Source organism: Mycolicibacterium cosmeticum, from assembly GCF_000613185.1.
GTDB classification, from domain to species: Bacteria; Actinomycetota; Actinomycetes; order Mycobacteriales; family Mycobacteriaceae; genus Mycobacterium; species Mycobacterium cosmeticum.
On sequence record NZ_CCBB010000001.1, the window covers coordinates 2,532,354 to 2,557,514 of the forward strand.

At 68.0% G+C, this 25,161-nt stretch carries 24 protein-coding genes; 11 read left to right on the forward strand and 13 right to left on the reverse strand.

Features of this window, described 5'->3' with window-relative positions; translation table 11 throughout:
- Window positions 1-54 precede the first annotated feature (54 nt).
- The 7 genes from BN977_RS12240 to BN977_RS12270 all read right to left on the reverse strand — a co-directional run bounded on the left by BN977_RS12240 (window position 55) and on the right by BN977_RS12270 (window position 7,686).
- Complete coding sequence (locus tag BN977_RS12240; protein ID WP_407661179.1) at window positions 55-702, reverse strand: sensor domain-containing protein; 648 nt, start codon at window positions 700-702, stop codon at window positions 55-57.
- Between the two features lie 30 nt (window positions 703-732).
- Entirely contained in the window at window positions 733-1,257 is a 525-nt protein-coding gene (locus BN977_RS12245; protein ID WP_024454644.1) for a hypothetical protein, read from the reverse strand.
- Between the two features lie 85 nt (window positions 1,258-1,342).
- Entirely contained in the window at window positions 1,343-1,744 is a 402-nt protein-coding gene (locus BN977_RS12250; RefSeq protein WP_036397748.1) for a hypothetical protein, read from the reverse strand.
- 53 nt (window positions 1,745-1,797) lie between these two features.
- Entirely contained in the window at window positions 1,798-4,101 is a 2,304-nt protein-coding gene (gene treS, locus BN977_RS12255) for a maltose alpha-D-glucosyltransferase (RefSeq protein WP_036397749.1), read from the reverse strand.
- 135 nt (window positions 4,102-4,236) lie between these two features.
- Window positions 4,237-5,316 carry a glycoside hydrolase family 183 protein gene (locus BN977_RS12260; protein ID WP_024454647.1) on the reverse strand — a complete coding sequence of 360 codons (1,080 nt, stop codon included), beginning with the start codon at window positions 5,314-5,316 and terminating at the stop codon, window positions 4,237-4,239.
- A gap of 40 nt (window positions 5,317-5,356) precedes the next feature.
- Window positions 5,357-6,388, reverse strand: coding sequence for an aspartate-semialdehyde dehydrogenase (locus BN977_RS12265; RefSeq protein WP_024454648.1), 1,032 nt, complete (start codon window positions 6,386-6,388; stop codon window positions 5,357-5,359).
- A gap of 32 nt (window positions 6,389-6,420) precedes the next feature.
- The gene (locus tag BN977_RS12270; RefSeq protein WP_024454649.1) at window positions 6,421-7,686 is read right to left on the reverse strand and encodes an aspartate kinase; all 1,266 of its coding nucleotides are present in this window, start codon (window positions 7,684-7,686) and stop codon (window positions 6,421-6,423) included.
- A gap of 94 nt (window positions 7,687-7,780) precedes the next feature.
- Here BN977_RS12270 and BN977_RS12275 point away from each other — a divergent pair, with 94 nt between their 5' ends.
- Window positions 7,781-8,380: a nitroreductase family protein gene (locus BN977_RS12275; RefSeq protein WP_036397750.1), complete on the forward strand. Its 600-nt coding sequence runs from the start codon at window positions 7,781-7,783 to the stop codon at window positions 8,378-8,380.
- Here the strand turns inward: BN977_RS12275 and BN977_RS12280 are convergent.
- Window positions 8,366-8,653 (reverse strand): FmdB family zinc ribbon protein, encoded by a 288-nt coding sequence (locus tag BN977_RS12280; RefSeq protein WP_036398972.1) that lies wholly within the window; start codon window positions 8,651-8,653, stop codon window positions 8,366-8,368. The two genes, BN977_RS12275 and BN977_RS12280, sit on opposite strands and share 15 nt — an antisense overlap.
- A gap of 134 nt (window positions 8,654-8,787) precedes the next feature.
- Between BN977_RS12280 and fmdA the strand changes: the two genes are divergently transcribed.
- Window positions 8,788-10,041 (forward strand): formamidase, encoded by a 1,254-nt coding sequence (gene fmdA, locus BN977_RS12285; protein ID WP_036398973.1) that lies wholly within the window; start codon window positions 8,788-8,790, stop codon window positions 10,039-10,041.
- 36 nt (window positions 10,042-10,077) lie between these two features.
- Here the strand turns inward: fmdA and BN977_RS12290 are convergent, their stop codons facing one another.
- Entirely contained in the window at window positions 10,078-10,536 is a 459-nt protein-coding gene (locus tag BN977_RS12290) for a MarR family winged helix-turn-helix transcriptional regulator (RefSeq protein WP_036397751.1), read from the reverse strand.
- A 161-nt stretch (window positions 10,537-10,697) separates the two neighbouring features.
- Between BN977_RS12290 and BN977_RS12295 the strand changes: the two genes are divergently transcribed.
- Complete coding sequence (locus tag BN977_RS12295) at window positions 10,698-11,762, forward strand: substrate-binding domain-containing protein (RefSeq protein WP_036397753.1); 1,065 nt, start codon at window positions 10,698-10,700, stop codon at window positions 11,760-11,762.
- A 58-nt stretch (window positions 11,763-11,820) separates the two neighbouring features.
- On the opposite strand, the gene BN977_RS12300 is transcribed toward BN977_RS12295, so the two are convergent.
- On the reverse strand, window positions 11,821-13,557 hold the full coding sequence (locus BN977_RS12300) for a purine-cytosine permease family protein (RefSeq protein WP_051561310.1): 1,737 nt from the start codon (window positions 13,555-13,557) through the stop codon (window positions 11,821-11,823).
- Between the two features lie 335 nt (window positions 13,558-13,892).
- Between BN977_RS12300 and BN977_RS12305 the strand changes: the two genes are divergently transcribed.
- From BN977_RS12305 to BN977_RS12335, 7 genes are all read left to right on the forward strand, one after another.
- Window positions 13,893-15,152 carry an ammonium transporter gene (locus BN977_RS12305; protein WP_036398977.1) on the forward strand — a complete coding sequence of 420 codons (1,260 nt, stop codon included), beginning with the start codon at window positions 13,893-13,895 and terminating at the stop codon, window positions 15,150-15,152.
- Window positions 15,153-15,290: 138 nt separating this feature from the next.
- A complete protein-coding gene (gene glnT, locus BN977_RS12310; protein ID WP_024452211.1) occupies window positions 15,291-16,595 on the forward strand; it encodes a type III glutamate--ammonia ligase in 1,305 nt (434 codons plus the stop codon).
- A gap of 11 nt (window positions 16,596-16,606) precedes the next feature.
- Complete coding sequence (locus BN977_RS12315; RefSeq protein WP_036397754.1) at window positions 16,607-17,476, forward strand: class II glutamine amidotransferase domain-containing protein; 870 nt, start codon at window positions 16,607-16,609, stop codon at window positions 17,474-17,476.
- On the forward strand, window positions 17,464-18,147 hold the full coding sequence (locus BN977_RS12320; protein WP_024452213.1) for a GltB/FmdC/FwdC-like GXGXG domain-containing protein: 684 nt from the start codon (window positions 17,464-17,466) through the stop codon (window positions 18,145-18,147). The genes BN977_RS12315 and BN977_RS12320 overlap by 13 nt, the downstream gene beginning before the upstream one ends.
- Window positions 18,147-19,445, forward strand: a complete 1,299-nt coding sequence (locus tag BN977_RS12325) for an FMN-binding glutamate synthase family protein (protein WP_024452214.1) — start codon at window positions 18,147-18,149, stop codon at window positions 19,443-19,445. Before BN977_RS12320 ends, BN977_RS12325 begins: the two co-directional genes overlap by 1 nt.
- A complete protein-coding gene (locus tag BN977_RS12330; protein WP_036397756.1) occupies window positions 19,435-20,622 on the forward strand; it encodes an NAD(P)/FAD-dependent oxidoreductase in 1,188 nt (395 codons plus the stop codon). Before BN977_RS12325 ends, BN977_RS12330 begins: the two co-directional genes overlap by 11 nt.
- A gap of 18 nt (window positions 20,623-20,640) precedes the next feature.
- Window positions 20,641-21,285, forward strand: a complete 645-nt coding sequence (locus BN977_RS12335; protein WP_024452216.1) for a type II toxin-antitoxin system RelB family anti-toxin — start codon at window positions 20,641-20,643, stop codon at window positions 21,283-21,285.
- Window position 21,286: 1 nt separating this feature from the next.
- On the opposite strand, the gene BN977_RS32860 is transcribed toward BN977_RS12335, so the two are convergent.
- Together BN977_RS32860 and BN977_RS12340 are read right to left on the reverse strand one after the other, a co-directional pair.
- Entirely contained in the window at window positions 21,287-21,430 is a 144-nt protein-coding gene (locus BN977_RS32860; RefSeq protein ID WP_165576314.1) for a hypothetical protein, read from the reverse strand.
- A gap of 121 nt (window positions 21,431-21,551) precedes the next feature.
- Window positions 21,552-22,472 (reverse strand): hypothetical protein, encoded by a 921-nt coding sequence (locus tag BN977_RS12340; RefSeq protein ID WP_131590089.1) that lies wholly within the window; start codon window positions 22,470-22,472, stop codon window positions 21,552-21,554.
- A 203-nt stretch (window positions 22,473-22,675) separates the two neighbouring features.
- On the opposite strand from BN977_RS12340, the gene leuA reads away from it, so the two are divergent.
- On the forward strand, window positions 22,676-24,481 hold the full coding sequence (leuA, locus tag BN977_RS12345; RefSeq protein ID WP_024452218.1) for a 2-isopropylmalate synthase: 1,806 nt from the start codon (window positions 22,676-22,678) through the stop codon (window positions 24,479-24,481).
- 13 nt (window positions 24,482-24,494) lie between these two features.
- On the opposite strand, the gene BN977_RS12350 is transcribed toward leuA, so the two are convergent.
- On the reverse strand, window positions 24,495-25,115 hold the full coding sequence (locus BN977_RS12350) for a TetR/AcrR family transcriptional regulator C-terminal domain-containing protein (RefSeq protein WP_036397758.1): 621 nt from the start codon (window positions 25,113-25,115) through the stop codon (window positions 24,495-24,497).
- Between the last annotated feature and the right edge of the window lie 46 nt (window positions 25,116-25,161).

A 25,161-nucleotide genomic window follows, 5' to 3' on the forward strand; every position in this document is an offset into this window, starting at 1 on the left:
ACCTAACAATCTTGCAGACGGGTCCGACATATTCCCACGCCTTTTACCCCGCAGCTACTGACCCAGTGAGTTCTGCATGGCGCCGGCGAGCACGTTGACCGCGGGTCCACCGTTTCCGGGTTGGCAGACCTTGGCTTGCAGCAAAACATTTTCGCGCAGCCGCGTTTGCACGAAGCAGCGTCGGTCGGTACCCGCCTCCTGCTTGAACCAGACGGCGTCGGCGGGCGCGGGCGGGCCGCCGGTGAACGTCCACACCTCGGTGCCGAAGTCGTTCAGATGCATCGCGGTGGTCTGGCCGGAGCACCCGGTGGTGCGGTCGGTGATCCGGTGGAAGGCCCGGGCGGCCGCGTCGCCGGTGGCGAACACCCCGACGGCCTGCTTGACCAGGTGAGTGGTGTCGGTGGCCGAGGTCTGCGCCAGCGCGCTGTTGAACGAGGCGATGTCGGGGTCGTCGTACACCTCGGGGAGGCCGATGTCGGCCCAGTTGTTGCACACCGGGTTGTCGACGGAGAAGGCCTGGATCGGGTCGGTGAACTCGGCGCCCCACCCCATGGGCGCGCCCACGATATTGGCCACCGACCCCTTGGGCAGCACCGCGTAGTTGACCACGCCGGGATCGGACGGTTTGGCCGCTGCGGGACCGGCCGGGACGGCCGGCAGGACCGCCAGGGCGAGACCGGCCGCGGCTGCTGTCAGGCGCATGGCGTCGATCATGCCAGGGCGGCGGGGGTCCTAGAAAAGGGTCTGAGTGCAGTAGGTACGGGCCGGCGCGGGATACGGCCAGGCGTACGAGCCGGCGACGGCGGGGCACGCGGACTGGTCGTGGACGTCCAACCGCTGGGTGATCTGGACGATCATGGCCGAGCCGCGGTCGGCGCAATCGGCCTTCTGCACCACCCCGATCGGCATCTCCATCGTGTAGCAGTGCTCGGCGACGAGATTGGGCACCAGGCACAGCCGGGCGGTTCCCGGCTCGGCCAACTGCGTTGACAGGTGCTGATATTCGTTGCTCGGGCAGTTTCCGTTGGCGTCCGTGGTGGCACCCACCGTGTAACTCGGGTCGGCGCTGCAGGAGGACTTACCGGCGCGCGCCGGGCGCTCCGGCGTCGCCGACGGAATCTGCACACAGTCCCCCACCCCGAAGACGGTCGACGTCGCGACATCGGCGGGTGCGCTCCGGAATCCGCAGGAGGACAGGATCGCTGCCAATACCACAACGCCGACCATCAGCGCGGTAGGTGATGGCCGGCGTGTCATGGTTAGGGACACTCTCATGAGTGGCCCGCCACTGCCAAGCGGTCACGGCAATTCCTCAGACCCCCGTGACCGTCCTCTTAGAGTCTCAGGGTCGAGGCACGAAGGTCGGGCCACCGGGAGCGCCAGGGCCACCCGGGCCCTGGCCGCCCGGGGCGCCGGGACCGCCGGGGCCACCACCGGGGAGCCCACCCGGGCCGGCGGGCCCGAAGAAGATGTGCGGCGGCCCCATCGGCGGCCCTTCGCGGTGGAACATGCCCGCCTCGCGATGCGGGCCGCCGCGATGACCACCGTCGGAGTTCTTCCCCAGATAGAACCCGGAGAAGAACACCACCGCGACGATGAAGGTCACCCCGGCCGCGATGCCGACCCAGGCCGCGGCCTGGAACACCTTGTTGGGGCGTTTGCGCTCCACGACCACTGGCGGCGGAGGCGGTGCGGGGGCTACCGGCGGCACGGGGGTGGTGGGGGTTTCGACTTCGTCACTCATGCTTCTCATGATGCCGAGGGCCGGCCATGTAGCGGTTAGCCCGGCAATATGAATCAGCTGTGAGCTGCGGTGCCGGCGACGTCGTCGGGGTCGGGTTTGGCTTCCACGAGCAGCGACATGCCGTGGTGGGCCGGCATCTCGACGGCGAAGCTGTGCAAGTCGTCGACGTTGCCGATGACCTTGCCGCCGAACATGTCCGTCACCACCGCACTGGGCGGCAGATGCTCGGAACGCACGGTGCCCGCGATGTCCTCGTTGGCGAAGTTGAGGACCGTGAGCTGTAGCTGATTCGGGTCGTCGAGTTGGTGAACCATGACTAACATGCCGCGGTGCGAGACCTCGGGGATGTCGATCTGCCGGCTGGTGGCGATGCCGAAGTGGGTGCGCACCTTCAGAATCGCCTGCAGCTGACGCACGAAGCTGGTCTCGTCGGTGAGTTGCTCCGGGATCGATCCGTACACACTGGTGCCGCGGGGCATGCCGGCCGGGGAATGCGTGGCGCCGGGGTTGACGCCCATCAGGTCGTGCGCGGCGCGATGGATCCAGCGGGTGTCACCGCCGCGCAGCAGTTCACCGACCTGCTCCGGCGGCAGGGTCAGCATGCCGCACAGGTCCCAGCCGGACAGCGCGAAGACGCCCGGTTGCAGCGCGTTGAACATCACCAACAGCAGGTGCGCCCGACGGATCCGGTCCAGTGTGGCGCCGTCGCTGCCGGCGTCGGTGATCTGGTCGAGGTCCGTGATCCCCAGCGTCGCGGCGATGACGGTCGCCGTCGTGCACGCGATGCCGTTGGTGGTGAACACCAGGTTATAGGGTGCGCGCGGGCCGGTCAGCGCCTCGGTCAGGTCGGTGCGGATGGTGTGCCCGAGCTCCTCACCGGTGACCTCTTGACCCTTGTAGGTGTAGACGTCGTCGCGGTGGCCCGCGGACCAATGCACCAGTTCGTAGGTCAGCTCGTCGTGGTTCTGCAGCGCATGCACCAGCGAGGCGGGATCTACCTCCGTCTCCAGCGTGGTCCGCAGCGTCAGCCGCAGGAACTCGGTGTCGGCGGTGGCCAGGGCGTGGTGGTAGGCCGGCCGGTTGATGAAGTCGTAGGACAGATCCGGGCCCGCGATGCTGTTGTCCCGGATGTCGTCGATGGTGAGATTCAGCTCCTGGAAGGTGAATCCGCCGAGCTTGCGGACCATGCTGCCGATGAACTGATTCGCCGCCTGCGACAGGGGGTGCCCCTCGGACCAGCCGACGTCGTCCTCGGCGGACTTCTCGGCGCCCAGGAAACCGTTCGCGTCCAGGCGCAGCCCGCCGGTGCCCAGGTCGGTCAGTGAATGCAGCGCGTCACCGATCACCAGCCGCATCCCGGCGAAGCTGGGGTCCAGCCAGTTGATCGACGGCTGGCCATCCTTGAAGTAGTGCAGATACACCCAGCGCCGCTCCACGCCGTCGACACCGACGATGGGGCGGGTGACGCTCCAGTTGGTTTCCTTGATGCCCTCGGCGTAGAAGATCACCCGCTGCAGCCGGCCGATGATGTATCCGGCCTTGTCCAGCCAATCCTCAGTTGCCGCATCGACATTCACCGAATCGGCACCGGCCGGAACCGTCGGCAGATGTTCCCAATCCCGGGGGTCGATCTCCACCATGTGGTAGATCCCCGGATAGTCGGCGTACTTCATCTCGGCGAGCCGGAAGTCCGCGCCCTTGCCGGTGTGCCCCGGCACGATGTCGTCGATGATGGTGCCGCCGTACCAGTTGGCCGTGCCGCACATCTCGCGGAACTCGTCCTCGGTACCGAAGGCCGGGTCGATCTGCGTGCTGATCCGGTCGAAGTGGCCGTCCACGCTGGGGGTCAGCTGCCAGCCCGAGATGCCGCCGGCGCGCTTCACCGGGCCGGTGTGGATCGCCTGAATCCCGATCTGCGCGAAGGCTTTCCACATCTCCTTGTCGGCCATCGCCTTGAGGAAGGATTCGTCCGGCCGGGTGATCAACGACAGCGGATACGCGGTGAACCACACCGAGGCGGTGTCGACGGCCGAGCGCGGGTTCGGCCGGGCGAACGGGTTCTGCCACATCGACCCCTGCCCGGAGAACTGCTGGCTGATCTCGTTCGCGTCGGCCAGCATCGACTGCGACAGCAGCCAGGACACGTACGCCGGATTCTCCCCCGTCGGCGGACCGTCCTGCGCCAACGACCGCCGCACGAACGGCGTGCGCACCCGTGGCCGGGAGCGCAGTGTCCGGGGCCGCGCCGGATGCAGGTACTCGTCGAACGTGATCTCGGCGGGCTCGTTGGGCTGATCTTCGGGGGACCCGGTGGATGCCGCGGCCGGTTCCGGTGGCTCAGCTGCCTGCGACGACATCTGTCTCCTCCCTGGCCTGGCATGACGACGCCATTGGGCAGTATTTCCGGATGCCGCTCCGCCGAAACCTCCCGGTGTGCGGGGCGAGCACCGTTCCGATGCTACGCGACCGGCCGCGGATGCCGGGCCGGCGCGCTAACCCCTTGTGTCCCAAGGTTTCCACGGGTTCACCGCGAACTGGATCACCCGGTAGGGAGCGCTGTCGGCGGGTGCGGTGTGCCACTGGCTGACCAGCACCCGCACGTCGTCGAGGGTGGAGGCCGGCGAGATGTAGCCACCGTAGGGCTGGGCCAGGCTGTTGTCGTCCGGATCGGGCAGCTCCTCGGGAGCCTGCGGCCACGGTGCGGCGACCACCACCGTGGTGACGGGGGCCGTTGCCAGCCCGGTCGGGTCGTCGGCGACGCGGACCTCCATGTTGCCGGTCCCCGCGTTGAAGTAGGACAGCACCGTCTTGCCTTCGATCTGGCGCACGCTGAGTTCACCGGCCGGGTCCGCCCACAGCGGCGTCGGGGTGCGGCCCCAGCCCTGGGTGGCCGACCAGCCCTGCCAGCGGCTGCGGTCGGTGAAGTCCTGGGGCGGCACCCGGTAGAGGTGAACCGGGCTGGTGCGGTCGAAGTTGTCGGCCACGATGTACACCCATCCGCGCTGCGAATCATGGGTCGGGATGGGATCGTAATAGCCGCTGATCTGCGACTGGGCCCCACCGGCGTAGGACGCCGCCCGCTGCGAGCCCGGCACCGTGGGCCAGTTCGGCTGCGCCGCATCCGCTTTGACCAGGCGCGACGATTCCGGCCTGAGGTTGCGGGTGGTGGTCACCAGCAGGTAGTTCTCGCGGTTGATGGATACGATGCCTGCGGGCAGCTGCGAGCTGCCGGGGGACTTCGGGTCGGCCAGCAACGGTGCCGTCGTGCCGGTGACGCCGGTGACCCGCAGCTCCGTGCCGATCGAGTCCGGGTCGATGTGCAGCGCCACCGGTGAATACCAGGTGCCGAACCCGACCCCCTGACCGGCGAAGCTGTCACCGCACACCTGCAGCGTCCGGCTGGGGAATTCCATGAACTCACACAGGTCGGTCGCGCCGACACCGTAATCGCCGGTGGCCGTGCCGGTTCCGGCTACCGGGCCGAGGCGCAGCACCTGCCCGGGCGCCAGACCGAGGTCGGCCTGCGCGGGGACGGCGGACAGCATCGCCGAGATCGACGCAATGGCGCACACCACTCGTAGTTTTGCGCCCAAATGTGCGTTTCGGCGCAAATCAGGCTTGCGCGAGCAGTTCGGCGATCTGGATGGTGTTCAATGCGGCGCCCTTGCGCAGGTTGTCACCGGAGACGAACAGCGCCAGCCCGCGGCCGTCCGGCACACCGGGGTCTTGGCGGATCCGGCCGACCAGCGATTCGTCGATGCCGGCGGCGGCCAGCGGGGTGGGCACGTCCACCAGCTTCACGCCCGGCGCGTCGGCGAGCAGTTCCTGGGCGCGCCGCACCGAAAGCGGTTCGGCGAATTCGGCATTGATGGACAGCGAGTGGCCGGTGAACACCGGCACCCGCACGCAGGTGCCGGACACCAGCAGCTCCGGGATGCCCAAGATCTTGCGGCTCTCGTTGCGCAGTTTCTGGTCCTCGTCGGTCTCGCCGGTACCGTCGTCAACCAGTGATCCGGCCAACGGAACCACGTTGAAGGCAATGGGCGCAACGTATTTCACCGGTGCCGGGAAGTCGACGGCGCGGCCGTCGTGCACCAGCCCCTCGGCACCGTCGATCACCGCGCGGGCCTGGGTGGCCAGTTCTTCCACCCCGGCCAGTCCGGTACCCGAGACGGCCTGGTAGCTGGACACGATCAGCCGGGTCAGGCCCGCCTCGTCGTGCAGCGGCTTGAGCACCGGCATGGCGGCCATGGTGGTGCAGTTCGGGTTGGCGATGATTCCCTTCGGTCTGCGGGCAGCGTCTCTCGCGAAGTTGACCTCGCTGACGACCAGCGGAACGTCGGGATCCTTACGCCAGGCCGACGAGTTGTCCACGACGACGGCCCCGGCGGCGGCGAACCGCGGCGCCTGCACCCGCGACATCGTCGCGCCCGCGGAGAACAGCGCGATGTCCAGGCCGGCCGGGTCGGCGGTCTCGGCGTTCTCGACCTCGATCTCCTGGCCACGGAAGGTGAGCTTCTTGCCCTCCGACCGCGGCGAGGCGAAGAACCGCACCGAGGTGGCCGGGAAGTCCCGTTCCTCCAGCAGCGCCCGCATCACCTGGCCGACCTGACCGGTCGCGCCCACCACACCGATATTCACCATCTACATCCCCCGTCGCTTCGCTCGCCCCATGGCTAGATCCCCGATCCCGCGTACACGACCGCTTCCTCGTCGCCGCCGAGGCCGAAGGCCTCGTGCAGCGTGGCGACTGCCTTGTCCAGTTCGGTGTCCTTGATCAGCACCGAGATGCGGATCTCGGAGGTGGAGATCAGGTCGATGTTGATGCCGGCCTCGGCCAGGGCCTCGCAGAAGGTCGCGGTCACACCCGGGTGGCTGCGCATGCCGGCGCCGATCAGCGACACCTTGCCGATGTGGTCGTCGTAGAGCACCTGGGAGAACCCGATCTCGTCCTTCAGCGCGGTGAGCTTCTCGACCGCACCCGGGCCGTTCTCCCGCGAACAGGTGAAGGTGATGTCGGTCTTGCCGTCCTCGACCTTGCTGATGTTCTGCAGCACCATGTCGATGTTCACGTCGGCGTCCGCGACCGCGCGGAACACCTTGGCCGCGTATCCGGGAACGTCGGGCAGCCCGACGACGGTGACCTTGGCCTCGCTGCGGTCGTGTGCGACTCCGGTCAGGATGGCGTCTTCCATGGGGATGTCCTCGATCGATCCTTTGACGATGGTTCCTGGCTTGTCCGAGTACGACGAACGGACGTGAATCGGCACGTTGTATCGGCGGGCGTATTCGACGCAGCGCAGCATCAGCACCTTGGCGCCGCACGCGGCCATCTCCAGCATCTCCTCGAAGGAGACGGCGTCGAGATGCTTGGCGTTCGGCACGATGCGCGGGTCGGCGGTGAAGATGCCGTCGACGTCGGTGTAGATCTCGCAGACATCGGCGTGCAGCGCGGCGGCCAGCGCGACGGCGGTGGTGTCCGAGCCGCCCCGGCCCAGGGTGGTGACGTCCTTGCTGTCCTGGCTGACGCCCTGGAAGCCGGCGACCAGGACGATCTGTCCCTCGTCCAGCGCCTCCCGCAGCCGGGTGGGGGTGACGTCGATGATCTTGGCGTTGCCGTGCGTGCCGGTGGTGACGACGCCGGCCTGCGAGCCGGTGAAGGAGCGGGCCTGCGCACCGAGGGACTCGATGGCCATCGCGACCAGCGCGTTGGAGATCCGTTCACCGGCTGTGAGCAGCATGTCCATCTCGCGGGGCGGGGGCGCCGGGGATACCTGGCGGGCCAGGTCCAGCAGGTCGTCCGTGGTGTCGCCCATCGCGGAGACGACGACGACCACGTCATGGCCGGCCTTCTTGGTTTCCACGATGCGCTCGGCGACGCGCCGAATCCGATCGGCGTCCGCCACCGATGATCCGCCGTATTTCTGCACGACGAGCGCCACTGTAAGAACCTCTCAACCGCCGGAATGTCCACACAAGGATAAGGGGTCGCGGTACCGGTTTTTACCGCTCCACCTGCCGGTAGCCTGGCTAACCATGAGCGACCGGCTGGCGCGCACCAGTGTGCCGATCCATCCGCCCATCGCCGCCCGCTGGAGTCCGCGTGCCTTCGACGCGAATGCCGTGCTCAGCCCCGACGATCTGACGGCGCTGCTGGAGGCCGCCCGCTGGGCGGCCACGTGGGGGCAGCGCGAGCCGGTCCGGTATGTCGTCGGATTCCGCGGACGCGAGGAGCAAGACGGATTCCGCGGGGATGAGATGTTCACCACCGTGGCGGGCCTGCTCAAGCGGGGTAACAGCTACGCCACGGCGGCGAGCGCGCTGATCCTGGTGTGCGCGGACGAGGGCGAGGACGAGCGCACCGCGCGCTATGCCGCCGTGGATGTGGGGGCAGCGATCGCGTCGCTGTCCATCGAGGCGGTCAGCCGCGGCCTCGTCGTGCACCCGATGGCGGGGTTCGACACCGTCGCCGCGGCAGAACTCACGCCCGGGCTGCGCCCGTTCGCGGTGGTGGCCGTCGGCACACTCGGTGACTACACGCGCGCCGACGAGGCGATCGTGGAGCGCGACCACCGCCCGCGGGAACGGCTGGGCTTGGACCGACTGGTGCTCAACTGGCCGTCAGGGCCGCGGTAGCCGCCGGTGCAGCGGGTTGGTGGTCACGGGAGTGGCCCGGCGCGCGCCACGCGGTAACGCGCTGACGACCTGTGGGGTGTCCGCGCTGGCGCGGGTCCGGTCGTGCAGCTTCATCGCCGCGGTCGAGCCGATACCCAGCGCCGGTGCCCCGATCAGCCGCCGGGACGTGGCGCAGCATTGCGGACAGGCGTCCTCGCGGGGTACCTCGGCCATCGAATACCTGGCGCTGAAGTCCGGGCATCCGCCGGGGCAGCGGAACTGGTAGGTCGGCATGCGGTACACGATAACCGTTCGCCGGCAGCGTCATACGTTGTTAACGCGCGCGATCCGCCCACCCTATGTACCCTGCTCTGAATAGTTCTATTTGGAATTATGTGATCACTCGACAGCGCATCCCGGAGGTCGCCGTGCCCGAACTACTGTTCCCGCTGGATTCGACGAAGAAGTTCACCGAGCAACAGATCGTCGGCCACAACCGCTGGCATCCGGACATCCCGGCCGCAGTAACGGTCAAGCCCGGCACCAGTTTTCGGGCGCACTGCCGGGAATGGTTCGACGGCGCGATCGTCAACGACGACTCGGCCGAGGACATCCTCAACGCGCCACTGAAGGGTGTGCACTGCCTGTCGGGGCCGTTCGCCGTCGAGGGGGCCGAGCCCGGTGATCTGCTGATCGTCGACATCTTGGACGTCGGGCCGATCCCGCAAGAGGATTCGGGCCCACTGGCGGGCCAGGGTTGGGGCTACACCGGCATCTTCGCCAAGCAGAACGGCGGCGGCTTCCTCACCGATCAGTTCCCGGACGCCTACAAGGCTATCTGGGATTTCTCGGGGCAGAGCGCCACCTCTCGCCACGTACCCGGGGTCAAGTACACCGGCATCGTGCATCCCGGTCTGATGGGCACCGCACCCTCGGCCGCCTTGCTGGCCAAGTGGAATGCCCGCGAGGGCGCGCTGATCGCGACCGACCCCGACCGGGTGCCGCCGCTGGCGCTGCCGCCGGAGCCGCAGGACGCCATTCTCGGGAGTCTGACCGGTGACGCGTTCACCCGCGCCGCCGCGGAGGCCGCCCGCACCGCCCCGCCGCGGGAGAACGGCGGCAACCAGGACATCAAGAACCTGACCAAGGGCAGCAGGGTCTTCTATCCGGTGTTCGTCCCCGGCGCCAACCTGTCGTTCGGCGACCTGCACTTCTCCCAGGGCGACGGCGAGATCACCTTCTGCGGTGCCATCGAGATGGGCGGCTTCCTGGATCTGCACGTCGACCTGATCAAGGGCGGCATGGACACCTACGGTGTGCACGAGAACGCCATCTTCATGCCCGGTAACACCGATCCGCAGTATTCGGAGTGGATCGCCTTCTCGGGCACGTCGGTCACCCTGGACGGCGAGCAGAAGTATCTGGACTCCGACCTGGCGTACCAGCGCGCCTGTCTGCACGCCATCGACTATCTGACCAAGTTCGGCTACAGCCCCGAGCAGGCCTACCTCCTGCTCGGCTCCGCACCCATCGAGGGCCGCCTCTCCGGCGTCGTCGACATCCCGAATTCCTGTGCCACCGTGTACATTCCGACGGCCATCTTCGACTTCCCGGTCGCGCCGTCCGCGGCGGGCCCCTACCAGATCGATCCCGGAATGGGCGCACCGCACGCCAGCTTCTGACCGGGCCGGGAGGGGGCCGTCAGCCCGGCCCCCTCCTCAGGCCGGTGCCGACGTGGGCGCCAGCTCCTCGCCCCGCAAGTGGGCCAGCATCTCCCCCAGACTCTGCACCACCCCGGCATTGCGGGTCACCAGTGCCGTCAGGTCCTCGGACTTGGCCAACCGGGCCCTGGCCCGCTGGTAGGCCGCCGCACCGCGGCGGGTCTGGAACACCAGCACCCTGCGCCGATCGGTCACATCGACCTTGCGCAGCACCAGGTTGTCCTCGACCATGCCGTCGATCAGCCGGGTGAGACTGGGACCGGGCAGCAGGGTGGCCACCCCCAGCGCGGACATCGCCTTGCCCTGGCCGCCCTCGAGCGCGCTCAGCACGTGCCACTGGGCCACCGTCATCCCGTCCAGTTGGGCTGCGACCGCCCGATCCAGTTCCTGCACAACGGTTTTTGCGATCCGTGCGAGTTCTTCGACGGCGGCTGGGGTGTCCGGGGTGGTGTCCATGTTGCCCAGCAGCTTACCCGGCGCCGACGGGAAGTTTCAGCTGGAAAGAAATTTCACGCGCCGCGGAGTATGTTGTCAACCACCGCTGCTGCGGTGCACTCACGTTAGGGGGATCCGGCGTCGTCGTCCCCACGGCAGGCCTGGGTGAGGTGTTTGACGATATGGAACACAGCCGCGATGCGGTCGATATCGCATTGGTGGTGCCCCTGAGCGGACCCGCCGGCATGTTCGGACCCTCCTGCGAGGTCAGCGCCGAATTGGCGGTGGCCGATATCAACGCCGCGGGCGGCATCCTGGACCGCCCGGTGCGGCTGCACCCGGTCGACGCGGGCGCACCACTGTCGGCGATATCGGCGCAGATGCGGCGGCTGGTCGACACGCATTCCATCGACGCCGTGGTGGGCTGGCACCTGTCCAACGCCCGCCAGGTGATCACCCCGCACACCGCGGGCCGTGTCCCGTACGTCTACACCACGTTCTACGAGGGCGGCGAGAACACCACGGGTGTCTACATGGTGGGCGAGACACCCCAGCAACAGCTCTTCCCCGCGCTGCAGTGGCTGCGTGCCAACGAGGGGATCAGGCGCTGGTGCATCGTCGGCAACGACTACATCTGGCCACGCCAGACCGCCGCCGTCACCAAGGATTACATGCGCGCCAACGGATTCGACTTCGCCGGCGAGACGTTCATCCCGTTGGGCGGGCGGGATTTCCGCGCGTCGCTGGACCTCGTCAGATCCTCGAGGGCGGACGGGGTGTTGGTACTCATGGTCGGGACCGACAACGCCGCCTTCAACCGCGCTTTCGCCAGGGCCGGGCTGCACGAGAAGCAGATCCGGCTGTCGCTGATGATCGGCGAGGATGTGCTCTGCGCCAGCGGCACCGGCAGCACGCACGGCCTCTACACGGCGTGTGGCTATTTCGAGAGTCTGGTGACGCCGGAGAACATGGGTTTCGGCTCACGCTACGAGCAGTTGTTCGGCGCGACCGCACCCACGCTGAACAATATCGGCGAATCCTGCTACGAAGGCCTGCTCCTGCTGGCCGCCCTCGCGGGCGCCGCGGGCAGCCTGCAGGTGCGGGCGATCGACCGGGTCCGCTCCACGGTGTCCTATCAGGGGCCGCGGGGCGAGGTGGCGATGCGCGGTGCGCACACCCATCAGCCCGTATTTCTCGCGGACACAACCGATGTGGAGTTCCGGGTCATCGATCAGTTGAGCGCCTGACCGAGTCCCGCCGCACCGGTGGTCCCGGTGCGGCGGGGTTCGGTTGCGGTGCGCCGGCTCAGGCCCGCTGACTCAGTTCGGCGCGCAGGGCATCCGAGGCCACCGACTCGGAGTGCTCGCCGTTCTTGCACATGTCGTGGCAGTCCTTGGTCAGGGTGCAGGTCAGCGATGACACCGGGCCGTGGTGGAACGGGCAGTCGTGCACCATGTCCGGCAGCTCGTAACGCTTGTTGTCGACGATGTCGAGCAGGGTTTGTCCGGCCCACAGCGGTTCCTTCTCGATCTCCTCGCGCAGCGGGTTGGGCCGGGCCAGGTAGTACTTGCCCTTGGTGGCGATGCAGATCACCGGGGACAGCACGAAGGCCAGGCTCAGGGCCAGGTACGGCGACCAGGCCGCCAGCAGTGGCCCGAAGGCGTTGAAGAAGGCCAGGATCGAGAAGAACGAGCCCACCATCATCGACACGAAGCCCACCGGGTTGATGCTGTACAAGTACGCGCGCTTGAACTCCACGTAGGGCGGGCTGAGCTTCAGCAGCGGCTTGTTGATCACCAGGTCGGCCACGATCGCGCCCACCCAGGCGATCGCCACGTTCGAGTAGAAGCCCAGAATGGTGTTGAGCACGGCGAACATGTTGCCCAGCATCAGCGACAGCGCGATGGCGATGTGCAGCGCGAGGTAGACGACGCGGCCCGGGTGCACGTGCAGCACCCGGCTGAAGAAGTTCGACCACGACAGCGAACCCGAGTACGCATTGGTCACGTTGATCTTGACCTGGGACAGCAGCACCATCAGCGTCGCGAGCCCCAACGCCACGGTGTCGTTGTGGATCACCGACCCGAAGCCACCGAGGAACTGTTCGATGGGTTCGGTGGCGGCGGTGAAACCGACCTTGCCTGCGACGTAGAAGGCGAGGAACGCACCGCAGATCTGCTTGGCCGCGCCGAGGATCACCCAGCCCGGACCGGCGGCGAGCACCGCCGCCCACCAGCGCAACGCGGGCGTTTCGGATTTCTCCGGCATGAAGCGCAGATAGTCGACCTGCTCACCGATCTGGGCGATCAGCGACAGCGCCACACCGGCACCGGCGCCCACCCCGATCGCGGTGACCCGCTCACTGCCGCCGTCGCCCGCCCAGGACAGGAAGCCGTGGAAGCCGGCCGGATCGGCCGTAGCGATGAAGGCGATCGGCGCGACGAACAGCACCAGCCACAGCGGCTGGGTCCACACCTGGAACTTGGCCAGGGCGGTCATCCCGTAGAGCACCAACGGGATGATGATCAACGAGCCGATGATGTAACCCAGGGCCAGCGGCAGATGGAACGCCAGTTTCATCGCCTGCGCCATGATCGCCCCTTCGAGGGCGAAGAAGATGAAACAGAAACTGGCGTAGATCAGGCTGGTCAGGGTCGACCCGAAATACCCGAACCCCGCGCCCCGGGTGAGCAGGTCCATGTCGATGTTGTACTTCGCGGCGTAATAGGCGATCGGGATGCCGGTGAGGAAGATGGTGACGGCGGCGACCAGGATCGCCACCACCGCGCTGGCCGAACCGTGGGTGACCGCGATGGAGGCGCCGATCGAATAGTCGGCCAGGTAGGCGATACCGCCGAGGGCGGCCACCGCGCAGGCCATCGGGCTCCACTTGCGGAACGATTTGGGCGCATAGCGCAGGGAAAAGTCTTCGATGGTGTCCTGGCCGGCCCAGTTGACGAAGCGGGCCCACGGCCCGCTGCCGGGCGGCGCGGCGGTGGGATGTACCTGCACCTCGCCCACCGGTTGCTCAGATGACGTCATGTTGTCTCCTCACCGCGTCCCGTGCGGGAGCGGCCGACTGATAAGGGATGTCGCGTTCGGACGGCGCTGGCGACGCGATGGGGTAATGCGAAGGTACTGCGGCGGAATCTGCTCCGCCGCAGGGAAACTAGCATCGTTACTTCCAAATGGCAGTACTCCAAATGGAAAGTTACGCGCCGGACACGAGGCGTTTACTTCCTGGCATGGGCGCCGGGCGGTCAGCAACCGGCAGCGGTGATTTACCCAGCGGCAACACGGCAATCCTGTCTACGTAACAGAAACATCGTCTACTGCCAGTGATCGGCCTGGCGGCCGCGCCCCCTCAGGAGATGTATATGGATACCGGAACCACCGCATTCATGCTCTGTTGCATCATCGGCCTCACGATGATGATCCCCGGCCTCGCACTGTTCTACGGGGGCATGGTCTCCGTGAAGAGTTCGACCAACATGATGATGATGACCTTCGGTGCGGTCGCCATCGTCGGCGTGCTCTGGGTGCTCTTCGGCTTCTCGATGACCTTCGGCACCTCCATCGGCGATGCCGGACTGGTCGGCAGCCTCACCGAGTTCGCCGGCATGAAGGACCTGCTGCAGTCGCAGACCACCATCAACGGTTTGCCGGTGAGCCTGTTCGCGCTGTTCCAGGCGCTCTTCGCGGCCATCACCGTCGCACTGATCTCCGGCGCCGCGGCCGACCGGATGAAATTCGGCGCCTGGATGCTGTTCGCCACCCTGTGGGCGGTGCTGGTGTACTTCCCGGTCGCACACTGGGTGTTCGCCTTCGACGGCGTCGTCACCAAGGACTCGGTCGGCGGCTGGATCGCCAACAGCCTCAAGGCCATCGACTTCGCCGGTGGTACCGCCGTGCACATCAACGCCGGCGCGGCCGCGCTGGCCGTCGCGATCGTGCTCGGCAAGGCCGCCAACTGGGGCCAGCTGCGCAAACCGCACAACGTCCCGCTGACCCTGCTGGGCGCGGGGCTGCTGTGGGCCGGCTGGTATGCGTTCAACGGCGGTTCGGCGCTGGCCGCCGGCAACTCGGCCGCCATCGTCATGGTCACCACCTTCGTCGCCACCTGCGCGGCCACGCTGGCCTGGCTGGCCGTGGAGAAGTTCAAGGACGGCCACGTCACCGGCGTCGGCGCGGCGGCCGGTGCCATCACCGGCCTGGTCGCCATCACCCCGGCGTGCGGCGCGGTCACCCCGGTGGGCGCGATCATCCTGGGCCTGGTGGCCGGGGCAATCTGCCCCTTCGCGGTCGGTCTCAAGGAGAAGTTCGGCTACGACGACTCGCTGGACGTGGTGGGCGTGCACCTGGTCGGCGGCGTCATCGGCACCCTGATGATCGGCTTCCTCGCCAGTGACTCCATGCCGAATGCCACCAACGGCCTGTTCTACGGCGGCGGGCTCGGTCAGCTGGCCAAGCAGGCGATCGCCGCCGCGGCCGTCATGGCCTACTCCTTCGTCATCGCCTATGTCATCGCCTTCGCGATCAAGAAGACGATCGGCATCCGCATCTCGCCCGAGGAAGAGGAGAAGGGCATCGACACCCACGTCCACCGGGACGCGGCCTACGAGCTCGCGTCCGCCTGACCCACACCCGCGGACGCGAGGAGCAATCAGGACCCGGCTCCAGCCGGCGCAGCGCCCCTGCGCCGGCTGGTCACCGGGATTTCTTTGGCCCATCGAAGTTTCACCGTAAGATACTCTGGTTCCCATTAGGAGACAGTCATGCCGCCCGATCTAGCCACCCAAGCCCAGCAGTCCGGTACCACCTTCATCCTCGCCCTGTTCGTCGACCTGCGCGGAAAGCCTTGCGCCAAACTGGTTCCCGTCGAAGCCGTCGAGCAGCTGGCCACCGAGGGGGTGGGCTTCGCCGGCTATGCCGTCGGCGCCATGGGGCAACAGCCCAAGGATCCCGACCTGATGGCGCTGCCCGACCCGGCGTCGTTCACCCCGATCCCGTTCATCAAGGAGGGGCTGGCCCTGGTGCACTGCGACCCGCACGTACAGGGCGAGCCGTGGCCATACGCACCGCGCGTCATCCTCAAGGGGCTCATCCAGCAGGTCGCCGACGCCGGCTTCGAGCCCTGGGTGGGTGCGGAGGTCGAGTACTTCCTGCTGCGCCGCGAGGCCGACGGCACCCTGGTCACCGCCGACACCGCCGACACCGCAGCCCAACCCTGTTACGACGCACGGGGTGTCACCCGGATGTATGACCACCTCACCGCGATCTCCACGGCGATGAACACCCTGGGGTGGTCCAACTACGCCAACGACCACGAGGACGGCAACGGACAGTTCGAGCAGAACTTCCAGTTCGCCGACGCCCTCACCACGGCCGACCGCGTGATCACGCTGCGCTACCTGCTGTCGATGATCGCCGCCGAGCGCGGCATGGTCGCCACCTTCATGCCCAAACCGTTCGCCGATCGCACCGGCAACGGGCTGCACCTGCACCTGTCGCTGACCAGCGCCGGCACCCCGGTGTTCCCGGCCGAGCAGGATGCCCGGGGTCTCGGATTGTCCGAGACGGCATACGGATTCATCGGCGGCATCCTGGATCACGCCTGTGCGTTGCAGGCCGTCGTCGCGCCGACCGTCAACTCCTACAAGCGAACCGGCGCCACCAGCACCGCCTCGGGCGCATCCTGGGCGCCACGCAAACCGAGTTACGGCGGAAACGACCGCACCCACTACATCCGGGTGCCGGACAATCAGCGCGTCGAACTGCGCGGCGGCGACGGTGCGGCCAACCCGTACCTGGCGATCGCGGCCGCCCTCGGCGCCGGCATCGACGGCATCAAGCGCAGCCTGGACCCCGGCGACGTCGGCGCCCAGGGGCCCTCGACGCTGCCGCCCACGTTGTTGCACGCCATCGACGAGCTGGAGACCGACCCGGTGATCGCCGGAGTCCTCGACACCGCGGGTACGGGCGTCGCCTCGTACTTCGCCGGGATCAAACGCGACGAGTTCTTCGCCTACCACGGCACCGTCGCGCCGTGGGAAATCGACCAATACCTGACGGCTTTCTAGAAAGGACCATCATGTGCGGGATCGTGGGGTTACACCTGCGCACACCGGAGCTCTACCCCCGGCTGGGCGAACTGCTCACCGGGATGCTGTGTGAGATGTCGGACCGCGGCTCGGATTCGGCCGGGGTGGCGGTGTACGGCGACCCGGTGTGGTCGCCGCCCGGCAAGGGCTGCGTCTCGGTGACCGATATCGGTGCAGCACCCGACCTCGGCCCGGATGTGGCGGTGATCGCGGTTGATTCGACCTACATCCTGACGGCCGAGGAACCATCCGAGGTGCTGCTGCACCGCGTGCGCGCCTCCTACCCGGACGCCCTGGTGGCCGGGTTCGGCGCCGACCTGGCGGTGCTCAAGGGCGTCGGTGATCCACGCGCGCTGACCGACGGCTGGGGTCTGGCCAAGGCCCAGGGCTGGCAGGGCGTCGGGCACACCCGGATGGCCACCGAATCCGCGGTCACCCCGTCGGGCTGCCATCCCTACACCGTGGGGCCGCAGCAATGCCTGGTGCACAACGGCTCGTTCGCCAACCACGCCACCATTCGCCGTGAACTCCGCAGGGCCGGAGTCGAATTCGACAGCGAGAACGACACCGAGGTGGGCGCGCGATTCGTCGCCGAACAGCTGGCGGCGGGCCGCGACGTGGAGAGCGCGCTCAAGGAGTTGTGCGCCACGTTCGACGGTTTCTACACGCTGCTGGTGTCCAACCGCGATTCCTTCGCGGTGGTACGCGATGCCATCGCGTGCAAACCGGCGGTGATCGCCGAGACACCGAACTGGGTGGCGATGGCCAGCGAGTACCGCGCGCTGGCGGGCCTGCCGGGTGTGGAGGCCGCCAAGATCTGGGAACCCGAGCCGGAGGTGGTGTACGCATGGACACGCTAGTGAAGTACGACCTGGCCAGCACCAGCCTGCGGGAGGTCAACGCCGCCCTGCACAAGCCGGGTGTGACAGGTGATTTCGTCATCACCCATCCCGACGGTGCCCACAACGTCGCCGTCGGGCTCGACGCACCGATCACGGTGACCGTCGAGGGGCACGTCGGGTACTACGCCGCGGGCATGAACCAGCGCGCGTCCGTCACCATCGATGGCAACGCCGGCACCGGCGTGGCGGAGAACATGATGAGCGGCACGGTCCGCGTCGCCGGTAACGCCTCACAGTCGGCCGGGGCCACCGCCCACGGCGGCCTGCTGGTCATCGAGGGCGATGCCGCGGCCCGCTGCGGTATCTCGATGAAGGGCGTCGACATCGTGGTCGGCGGCAACATCGGCCATATGAGCGCGTTCATGGCCCAGGCCGGGCGCCTGGTGGTGCGCGGCAACGCCGGTGAAGCCCTTGGTGATTCGATCTACGAGGCGCGGCTGTACGTGCGCGGCGAGGTCGCCTCCCTCGGCGCCGACTGCGTGGCCAAACCGATGCGGCCCGAACACCACGCCGAGCTGGCCGAGCTGCTCGCCGCGGCGGGCTATGCCGATGACACCGCCGAGTACACCCGGTACGGATCGGCGCGCACCCTCTACCACTTCCACGTCGACAATGCGAGTGCCTACTGATGCGTGAATCCGCCACCTTCGACCGAAACACGATCGCCGATATCCAGCGCGCCGCCGAGACCGGCATCTACGACATCCGCGGGTGGGGCGCCAAACGCCCGCTGCCGCATTTCGACGACCTGCTGTTCCTCGGCGCGTCGATGTCCCGCTATCCGCTGGAAGGCTACCGCGAACGCTGCGGCACCGACGTGGTGCTCGGTGGGCGGTACGCCAAACACCCTCTGCACCTGGACATCCCGGTCACCATCGCCGGCATGAGTTTCGGCGCGCTGTCCGGCCCGGCCAAGGAGGCGCTGGGCCGCGGCGCCAGTGAAGCAGGCACGTCGACCACCACCGGTGACGGCGGCATGACCCCCGAAGAGCGCGGGCAGAGCAAACACCTGGTGTACCAGTATCTTCCGTCGCGGTACGGGATGAATCCCGACGACCTGCGCAAGGCCGACGCCATCGAGGTGGTGCTGGGCCAAGGCGCCAAACCGGGCGGCGGCGGCATGCTGCTGGGGCAGAAGATCTCCCCGCGGGTGGCCGGGATGCGCACCCTGCCCGAGGGTATCGACCAGCGCTCGGCGTGCCGGCACCCGGATTGGACGGGGCCGGACGATCTCACCATCAAGATCAACGAACTGCGGGAGATCACCGACTGGGAGAAGCCGATCTACGTGAAGGTCGGTGCTACCCGCACCTATTACGACGTCAAGCTGGCCGTGCACGCCGGCGCCGACGTGGTGGTGGTCGACGGCATGCAGGGCGGCACCGCGGCCACCCAGGAGGTGTTCATCGAGCACGTCGGCATTCCGACGCTGGCCGCGATCCCCCAGGCCGTGCAGGCGCTGCAGGAGCTGGGCGTGCACAGAAGAGTTCAGTTGATCGTGTCCGGTGGGATCCGGTCCGGCGCCGATGTGGCCAAGGCCCTGGCCCTGGGCGCGGACGCGGTGGCCATCGGCACCGCGGCGTTGATCGCGCTCGGGGACAACCACCCGCGCTACGCGGCCGAATACGAAAAGCTGGGCAGCGCAGCCGGTTTCTACGACGATTTCCAGGACGGTCGTGATCCCGCCGGGATCACCACGCAGGACCCGGAGCTGGCCGCCCGTTTCGACCCGGTGGAGGGCGGCCGACGGCTGGCCAACTATCTGCGGGTGCTGACCATGGAGGCCCAGACCATCGCCCGGGCGTGCGGCAAGGCGCACGTCACCCACCTGGAGCCCGAGGATCTGGTCGCGATCACCATCGAAGCGGCCGCCATGGCGCGGGTCCCGCTGGCCGGCACGAACTGGATTCCCGGCCATGAGCGTTAGCGCGGATGTCGTCATCGTCGGCGGCGGGCTGGAGGGCGCGGCGGCGGCCTGGGCATTGAGTGAACGGGCTGCCGGCGACATTCTGGTCCTCGAGCGCAATACGGTCGGATCCGGGATGACGGGTAAGTCCAGCGGTATCGTGCGCTGCCACTACGGGGTCAGTTCGCTGGCGGCGATGGCCGCGGTCGGGCTGGAGGTGTTCGAGAAGGCGCAGGAGATCTTCGGGACCGATATCGGATTCCGGCAGACCGGCTACGTCGTCGGCGTCGGCGAACCGAATGTCGAGAACCTGCGCAAAAGCCTGGCCGCCCAACGCGCCGTCGGGGTGCAGACCGAGGAGATCGACCGCTCCGACGTCGCCGCGCTGTGGCCATGGGCCGACCTGGAGCCGTTCGCCGCGTTCGGTTGGGAGGCCCGCGGCGGTTACGGCGACGCGTACCAGACGGCACAGGCGTTCTCGGTGGCGGCGCGGGCCGCCGGCGTCCGGGTGCGACAGGGCAGCACCGTCACCGACCTGCTCCTGGACCGCGGGCGGGTCACCGGGGTGCGGCTGGCCGACGGCACCGAGGTGGCGGCCGGCACCGTCGTCGTCGCCACCGGGGTGTGGACCCGCCCGTTCCTGGCGCGGTACGGGCTGGACGTGCCGATCGAGGTGGTGCGCGAGCAGATCGTCACCATCGCCCCCGGCCTGGACATCGGGAAGGTGCCGGTGTTCTCCGATCTGGTCTCGCTGCAGTACGTGCGGCCCGAACTCGGCGGCGAAATCCTGTTCGGGAACAGCGATCTGGCCCACGGCGAGACCGCGGACCCCGACGACTACCTGAACCGGGCCACCGATGCGTTCATCGACGTGACCGTCGACAAGGTCGGCACCCGGTTCCCGGGCTTCACCGACGCCGCGATCACCGGCAGTTACGCCGGTTGCTACGACGTCACCCCGGACTGGAATCCGGTGATCTCGACGACCGGTATCGACGGGCTCATCGTGGCGGCCGGGTTCAGCGGGCACGGGTTCAAGATCGCCCCCGCGGTCGGCCGGTTGATCGCCGATCTGGTGATGGACGGGCGCAGCTCCGACCCGCGCATCCCGGAATCAGATTTCCGGTTGGCCCGGTTCGCCGAGCAAGATCTTCTCAGGAGCCCGTACCCGTACGTCGGCGCGGGCGAGATGCGCTAGAGGGGAGCGAGTCGACACATGAGCGACGTCCCGCTGCTTCGGAACTCCGGCACCGCCCGCGACCGGGACCCCCAGGTGCCGTCCGACGAACTGGAGTTCGAGGCGGCGATCGGCCGCAACGTACGGCAGTTGCGGCTCGCCCAGGGGCTGACCGTGGCGGAGATGGCCACCCGGGTGGGCATCTCCAAGGCGATGCTGTCCAAGATCGAGAACGCCCAGACCTCCTGCAGCCTGTCCACCCTGGCGCTGCTGGCCAAGGGCCTGGACGTCCCGGTGACCAGCCTGTTCCGCGGTGCCGACGTGGAACGCCCGGCCGCGTTCGTGAAGTCGGGAACGGGAGCGCGGATCGTGCGCAACGGCACCAAGGAGGGGCACGAGTACCAGCTGCTCAGCTCGTTGCGCGGAGAGCACAAGCGGCTGGAGTGCCTGCACGTGACGCTCACCGAGAAGAGCCGGACCTATCCGCTGTTCCAGCATCCGGGTACCGAGTTCATCTTCATGCTGGAGGGCGTCATGGACTACAGCCACAGCCGCTCGGTGTATCGGCTGCACCCGGGTGACTCCCTGCAGATGGACGGGGAAGGCGCGCACGGACCGGTCGATCTGGTGGAGCTGCCGATCCGGTTCCTGTCGGTGATCGCCTTCCCGGATGTTCAGGTGTGAATCAGCGATTCGGGTAGGCGGCGTGCGTGGTGGAGGTCTGCAGCCCCGCGATCCCGCCGCCGGCGCCGAGCAGTCCCAGGGCGGCGGCGCCGAGAACGCCGGCGGACAGGATCGACGCGGTGAGCGCCTTGACGAAGGTGGTCATGGTCGAGTTCCTTTGCCTGCGTGTGGTGTTCACACAGACGGTGCCCCGATATCGCGTTGTGAGGTGTCGGGCGACCGGAGGATGGGCCGGATGAATCCGGTGTCCCCCGATCAGCGGACGATCAACCGAACAGCTTGGCCGCCGTCGCCGCGACACCGGTGACGGTGCCGCACCGCGCCGGGGTGCTCTCGACCGTCACCGCCGGCCGGATCACCACGTCACCGGGCTGGAGGTAGTCGCCACCGAGCAGCTTGCGGCGCATCTGGGGACCGAGGAAGACGGTCGCCGCGCACAGCTGGGTGTCGACGAAAGCGACCACGCCGTCGCGGCTCTGCCGCAGCCTGTTGTCGGTCTCCGGTTCGAACAACTGGGGTTGCAGGGTGACCCGGATGGCGGTGCCGTCGGCGAGGGTCAGCGCGCACACGTGGGGCCGCGAGGCGCCGATATCCCACCGCGCCGTGCCGAGCACCGGCACGATCTCGCAGGGGTCACGTTCGGCCAGCCGGACCGGGTAGACGCCGACGGCGTCCCGGATCGGGGGCCGATCCGCCGCCGGCAGCGGACCCGTCGAGCGGCCCACGGCGTCGGCGAAGTCGCAGGGCTGGTCGGTGATGGGGGTGATCCGGAACACCGGCTGCACGGGTCCGGGCAACGGTGGGGCGCCGGGCAGCCGGGACAGCAGCAGCGGCGCCACGTACTGGCAGGCGGCGTGGTCGAGGGTGCCCAGTTCCACCGAGACACTGAGGTAGCGCCGGGCGGTGGCGCCCGCCATCTTGATGTCGACATCGCACTCGTCGAACGCGAACATGGTTCCGACGGCGCCGATTTCACCGATCTTGCCCAGTGACTCGCGGGTCAGCAGGTCACACGGGTCGACCCGGCGCAGCGCCCGCAGATACGCCAACCGGTTGTGCTCGGCGGGGCTCACCGGGTGTCCGTAGGTGGGCACCGAACCGGCGAAGAAGAAACCGGGATCGGGGCCGACGGCCAGCGGCACCGGGTCGACGACCCGGGCACATCCGGCGAGGCCGAGTGCCGTCACGATGAACAGGACCAGCACTGACCGCGGGGAGCGGAGTTTTGGCGCCACAAGTATGCGGAGTACAGTAGCTCACGTGCAGCGGGTGCTCCTTCTCGGACGCCGCGACGGGGTCTGACCAGACCGGCAACCCGTCGCGGGGGTTTCGCGATGCGCCGGTCTGAAATCCACGGGATCGATTCCCAGAGACTCCGGAGCAAACCACCATGAACAGCCCAGACGCCTACACGTCCGCCCGCACCATCACCACCCCCGCCGGCCCCCGCCGCGACGGCCAGCCCGCCTGGAACACCCAGCGCGCCTCCTCGATGCCCGTCAGCAGGTACCGATCCTTCGCCGCCGAAGTTCCGGGAGGGGAACCGGCTGCGCCGTTCGACCGCACCTGGCCGGACAAGGTGGTCACCCACGCCCCCGGCTGGTGTGCGGTGGACCTGCGCGACGGCAACCAGGCACTGATCGACCCGATGAGCCCGGCCCGCAAGCGGCGGATGTTCGACCTGCTGGTACGGATGGGTTACAAGGAGATCGAGGTCGGCTTCCCGTCGGCCAGCCAGACCGACTACGACTTCGTCCGCGAGATCATCGAGCAGGGCGCCATCCCGGACGACGTCACCATCCAGGTGCTGACGCAGTGCCGGCCCGAACTGATCGAGAAGACGTTCGAGGCCTGTGCGGGCGCCCCGCAGGCCATCGTGCACTTCTACAACTCGACGTCGATCCTGCAGCGGCGGGTGGTGTTCCGCGCCGACCGGGCGGCGGTCAAGAAGATCGCCACCGATGGTGCCCGGATGTGCGTCGAAGAGGCCAAGAAGTATCCCGAGACGAAGTGGCGTTTCGAGTACTCGCCGGAGTCCTACACCGGCACCGAGCTGGAGTACGCCGTCGAGGTGTGCAACGCGGTGGCCGAGATCGTCGCGCCCACGCCGGACTGGCCGCTGATCGTCAACCTGCCCGCCACCGTCGAGATGGCCACGCCCAACGTGTACGCGGACTCGATCGAGTGGATGAGCCGGCATCTGTCGCCGCGGGACTCCATCATCTTGAGCCTGCACCCGCACAACGATCGCGGAACCGGTGTCGCCGCAGCCGAATTGGGCTATCAGGCCGGAGCGGACCGGATCGAGGGCTGCCTGTTCGGCAACGGCGAACGCACCGGCAATGTCTGCCTGGTGACGCTGGGCCTGAACCTGTTCTCCCGCGGGGTGGACCCGCAGATCGACTTCTCCAACATCGACGAGATCCGCCGCACCGTGGAGTACTGCAACCAGCTGCCGGTGCACGAGCGGCATCCCTACGGAGGTGACCTGGTGTACACCGCGTTCTCGGGCAGCCACCAGGACGCCATCAACAAGGGCCTGGACGCGATGAAGGTGTCGGCCGACGAGCAGGACGCCGACGTGGACGACATTTTGTGGCAGGTGCCGTACCTGCCGATCGACCCGAAGGACGTCGGCCGCACCTACGAGGCCGTCATCCGGGTGAACTCGCAGTCCGGCAAGGGCGGGGTGGCCTACATCATGAAGGCCGACCACGGACTGGTGCTGCCGCGACGGTTGCAGATCGAGTTCTCCAAGGCCATCCAAGAGATCACCGACGGTGAGGGCGGCGAGGTGTCGCCGAAGGCCATCTGGGATGTCTTCGCCGACGAGTACCTGGCGCCGATCACCCCGCTGGAACGGATCCGGCAGAAGGTGGAGGCCGCCGAGGTGGACGGTGGCACCGACAAGATCACCGCGGTGGTCAAGGTCGACGGGGTGGAACGGGAGATCGTCGGCGCCGGCAACGGACCGCTGGCCGCCTTCTGCGACGCGCTGGGGGCCATCGGGTACCAGGTCAACGTGCTGGACTACTCCGAGCACGCCATGTCCGCAGGCGAGGAGGCGCAGGCCGCCGCCTATGTGGAGGCCTCGATCGGCGGCACGACGGTGTGGGGCGTGGGGATCGCGACCTCGATCACCACGGCATCACTGCGCGCGGTGGTGTCGGCGGTGAACCGGGCGGCCCGGGCGTAGTCGGGCGCCGCTTTCAGGTGGGCCGGGCCGAGGCGACGAGCATCGCCAGCCCCCGCTCGAAGGCCCGGGTGGCGATGGGGTCCGTCGAGTCCTCGTCCTGCAGTGTCGCGTAGGCGGCGGTGAAGCGCGGGAAACGCTCCTCCTGTCCCGTCGGATCGAACACGACGCTCGGCCCGGACATGTCCAGGACGCTGCCGAGGATGAACGACTCGAAGGCCGTGAGCAGAGGCAGCACCTCCGCTCTCGGCCATCCGGCGGCTTCGGCGGCGACGACGAAGTCCTCGTATCCCGCGAGCAACACCGGCGCGGACGCCCGCGTGGTCATGAGCAGTGGCACCGCCCGGGGATGGTTGGCGAAGGCCAGTCGGTACGACCTGGCCCATGCGATCAGGCCGTCCTCCCACGGCAGTTCGCGCAGTGGCGCGGAATCGATCTTCGCCGACACCAGGGCTCGGACGTCCTCGACCATCGCCGCCCGGTCCGGCACGTGGTTGTAGAGCGAGGCCGGGTTGACGTTCAGCTTCTGGGCCACCCGCCGCATGCTGGCACCTTCGGCGCCGTACCGATCCACCAGGCCCAGCGCGGTGCGGGCGATCAGGTCACGGCTGAGGATGGGCCGGGATGGTCGAGCGATGACCGTTCTCCTCTCGAATGCGACTCAGCGTACAACCGGTATTCCG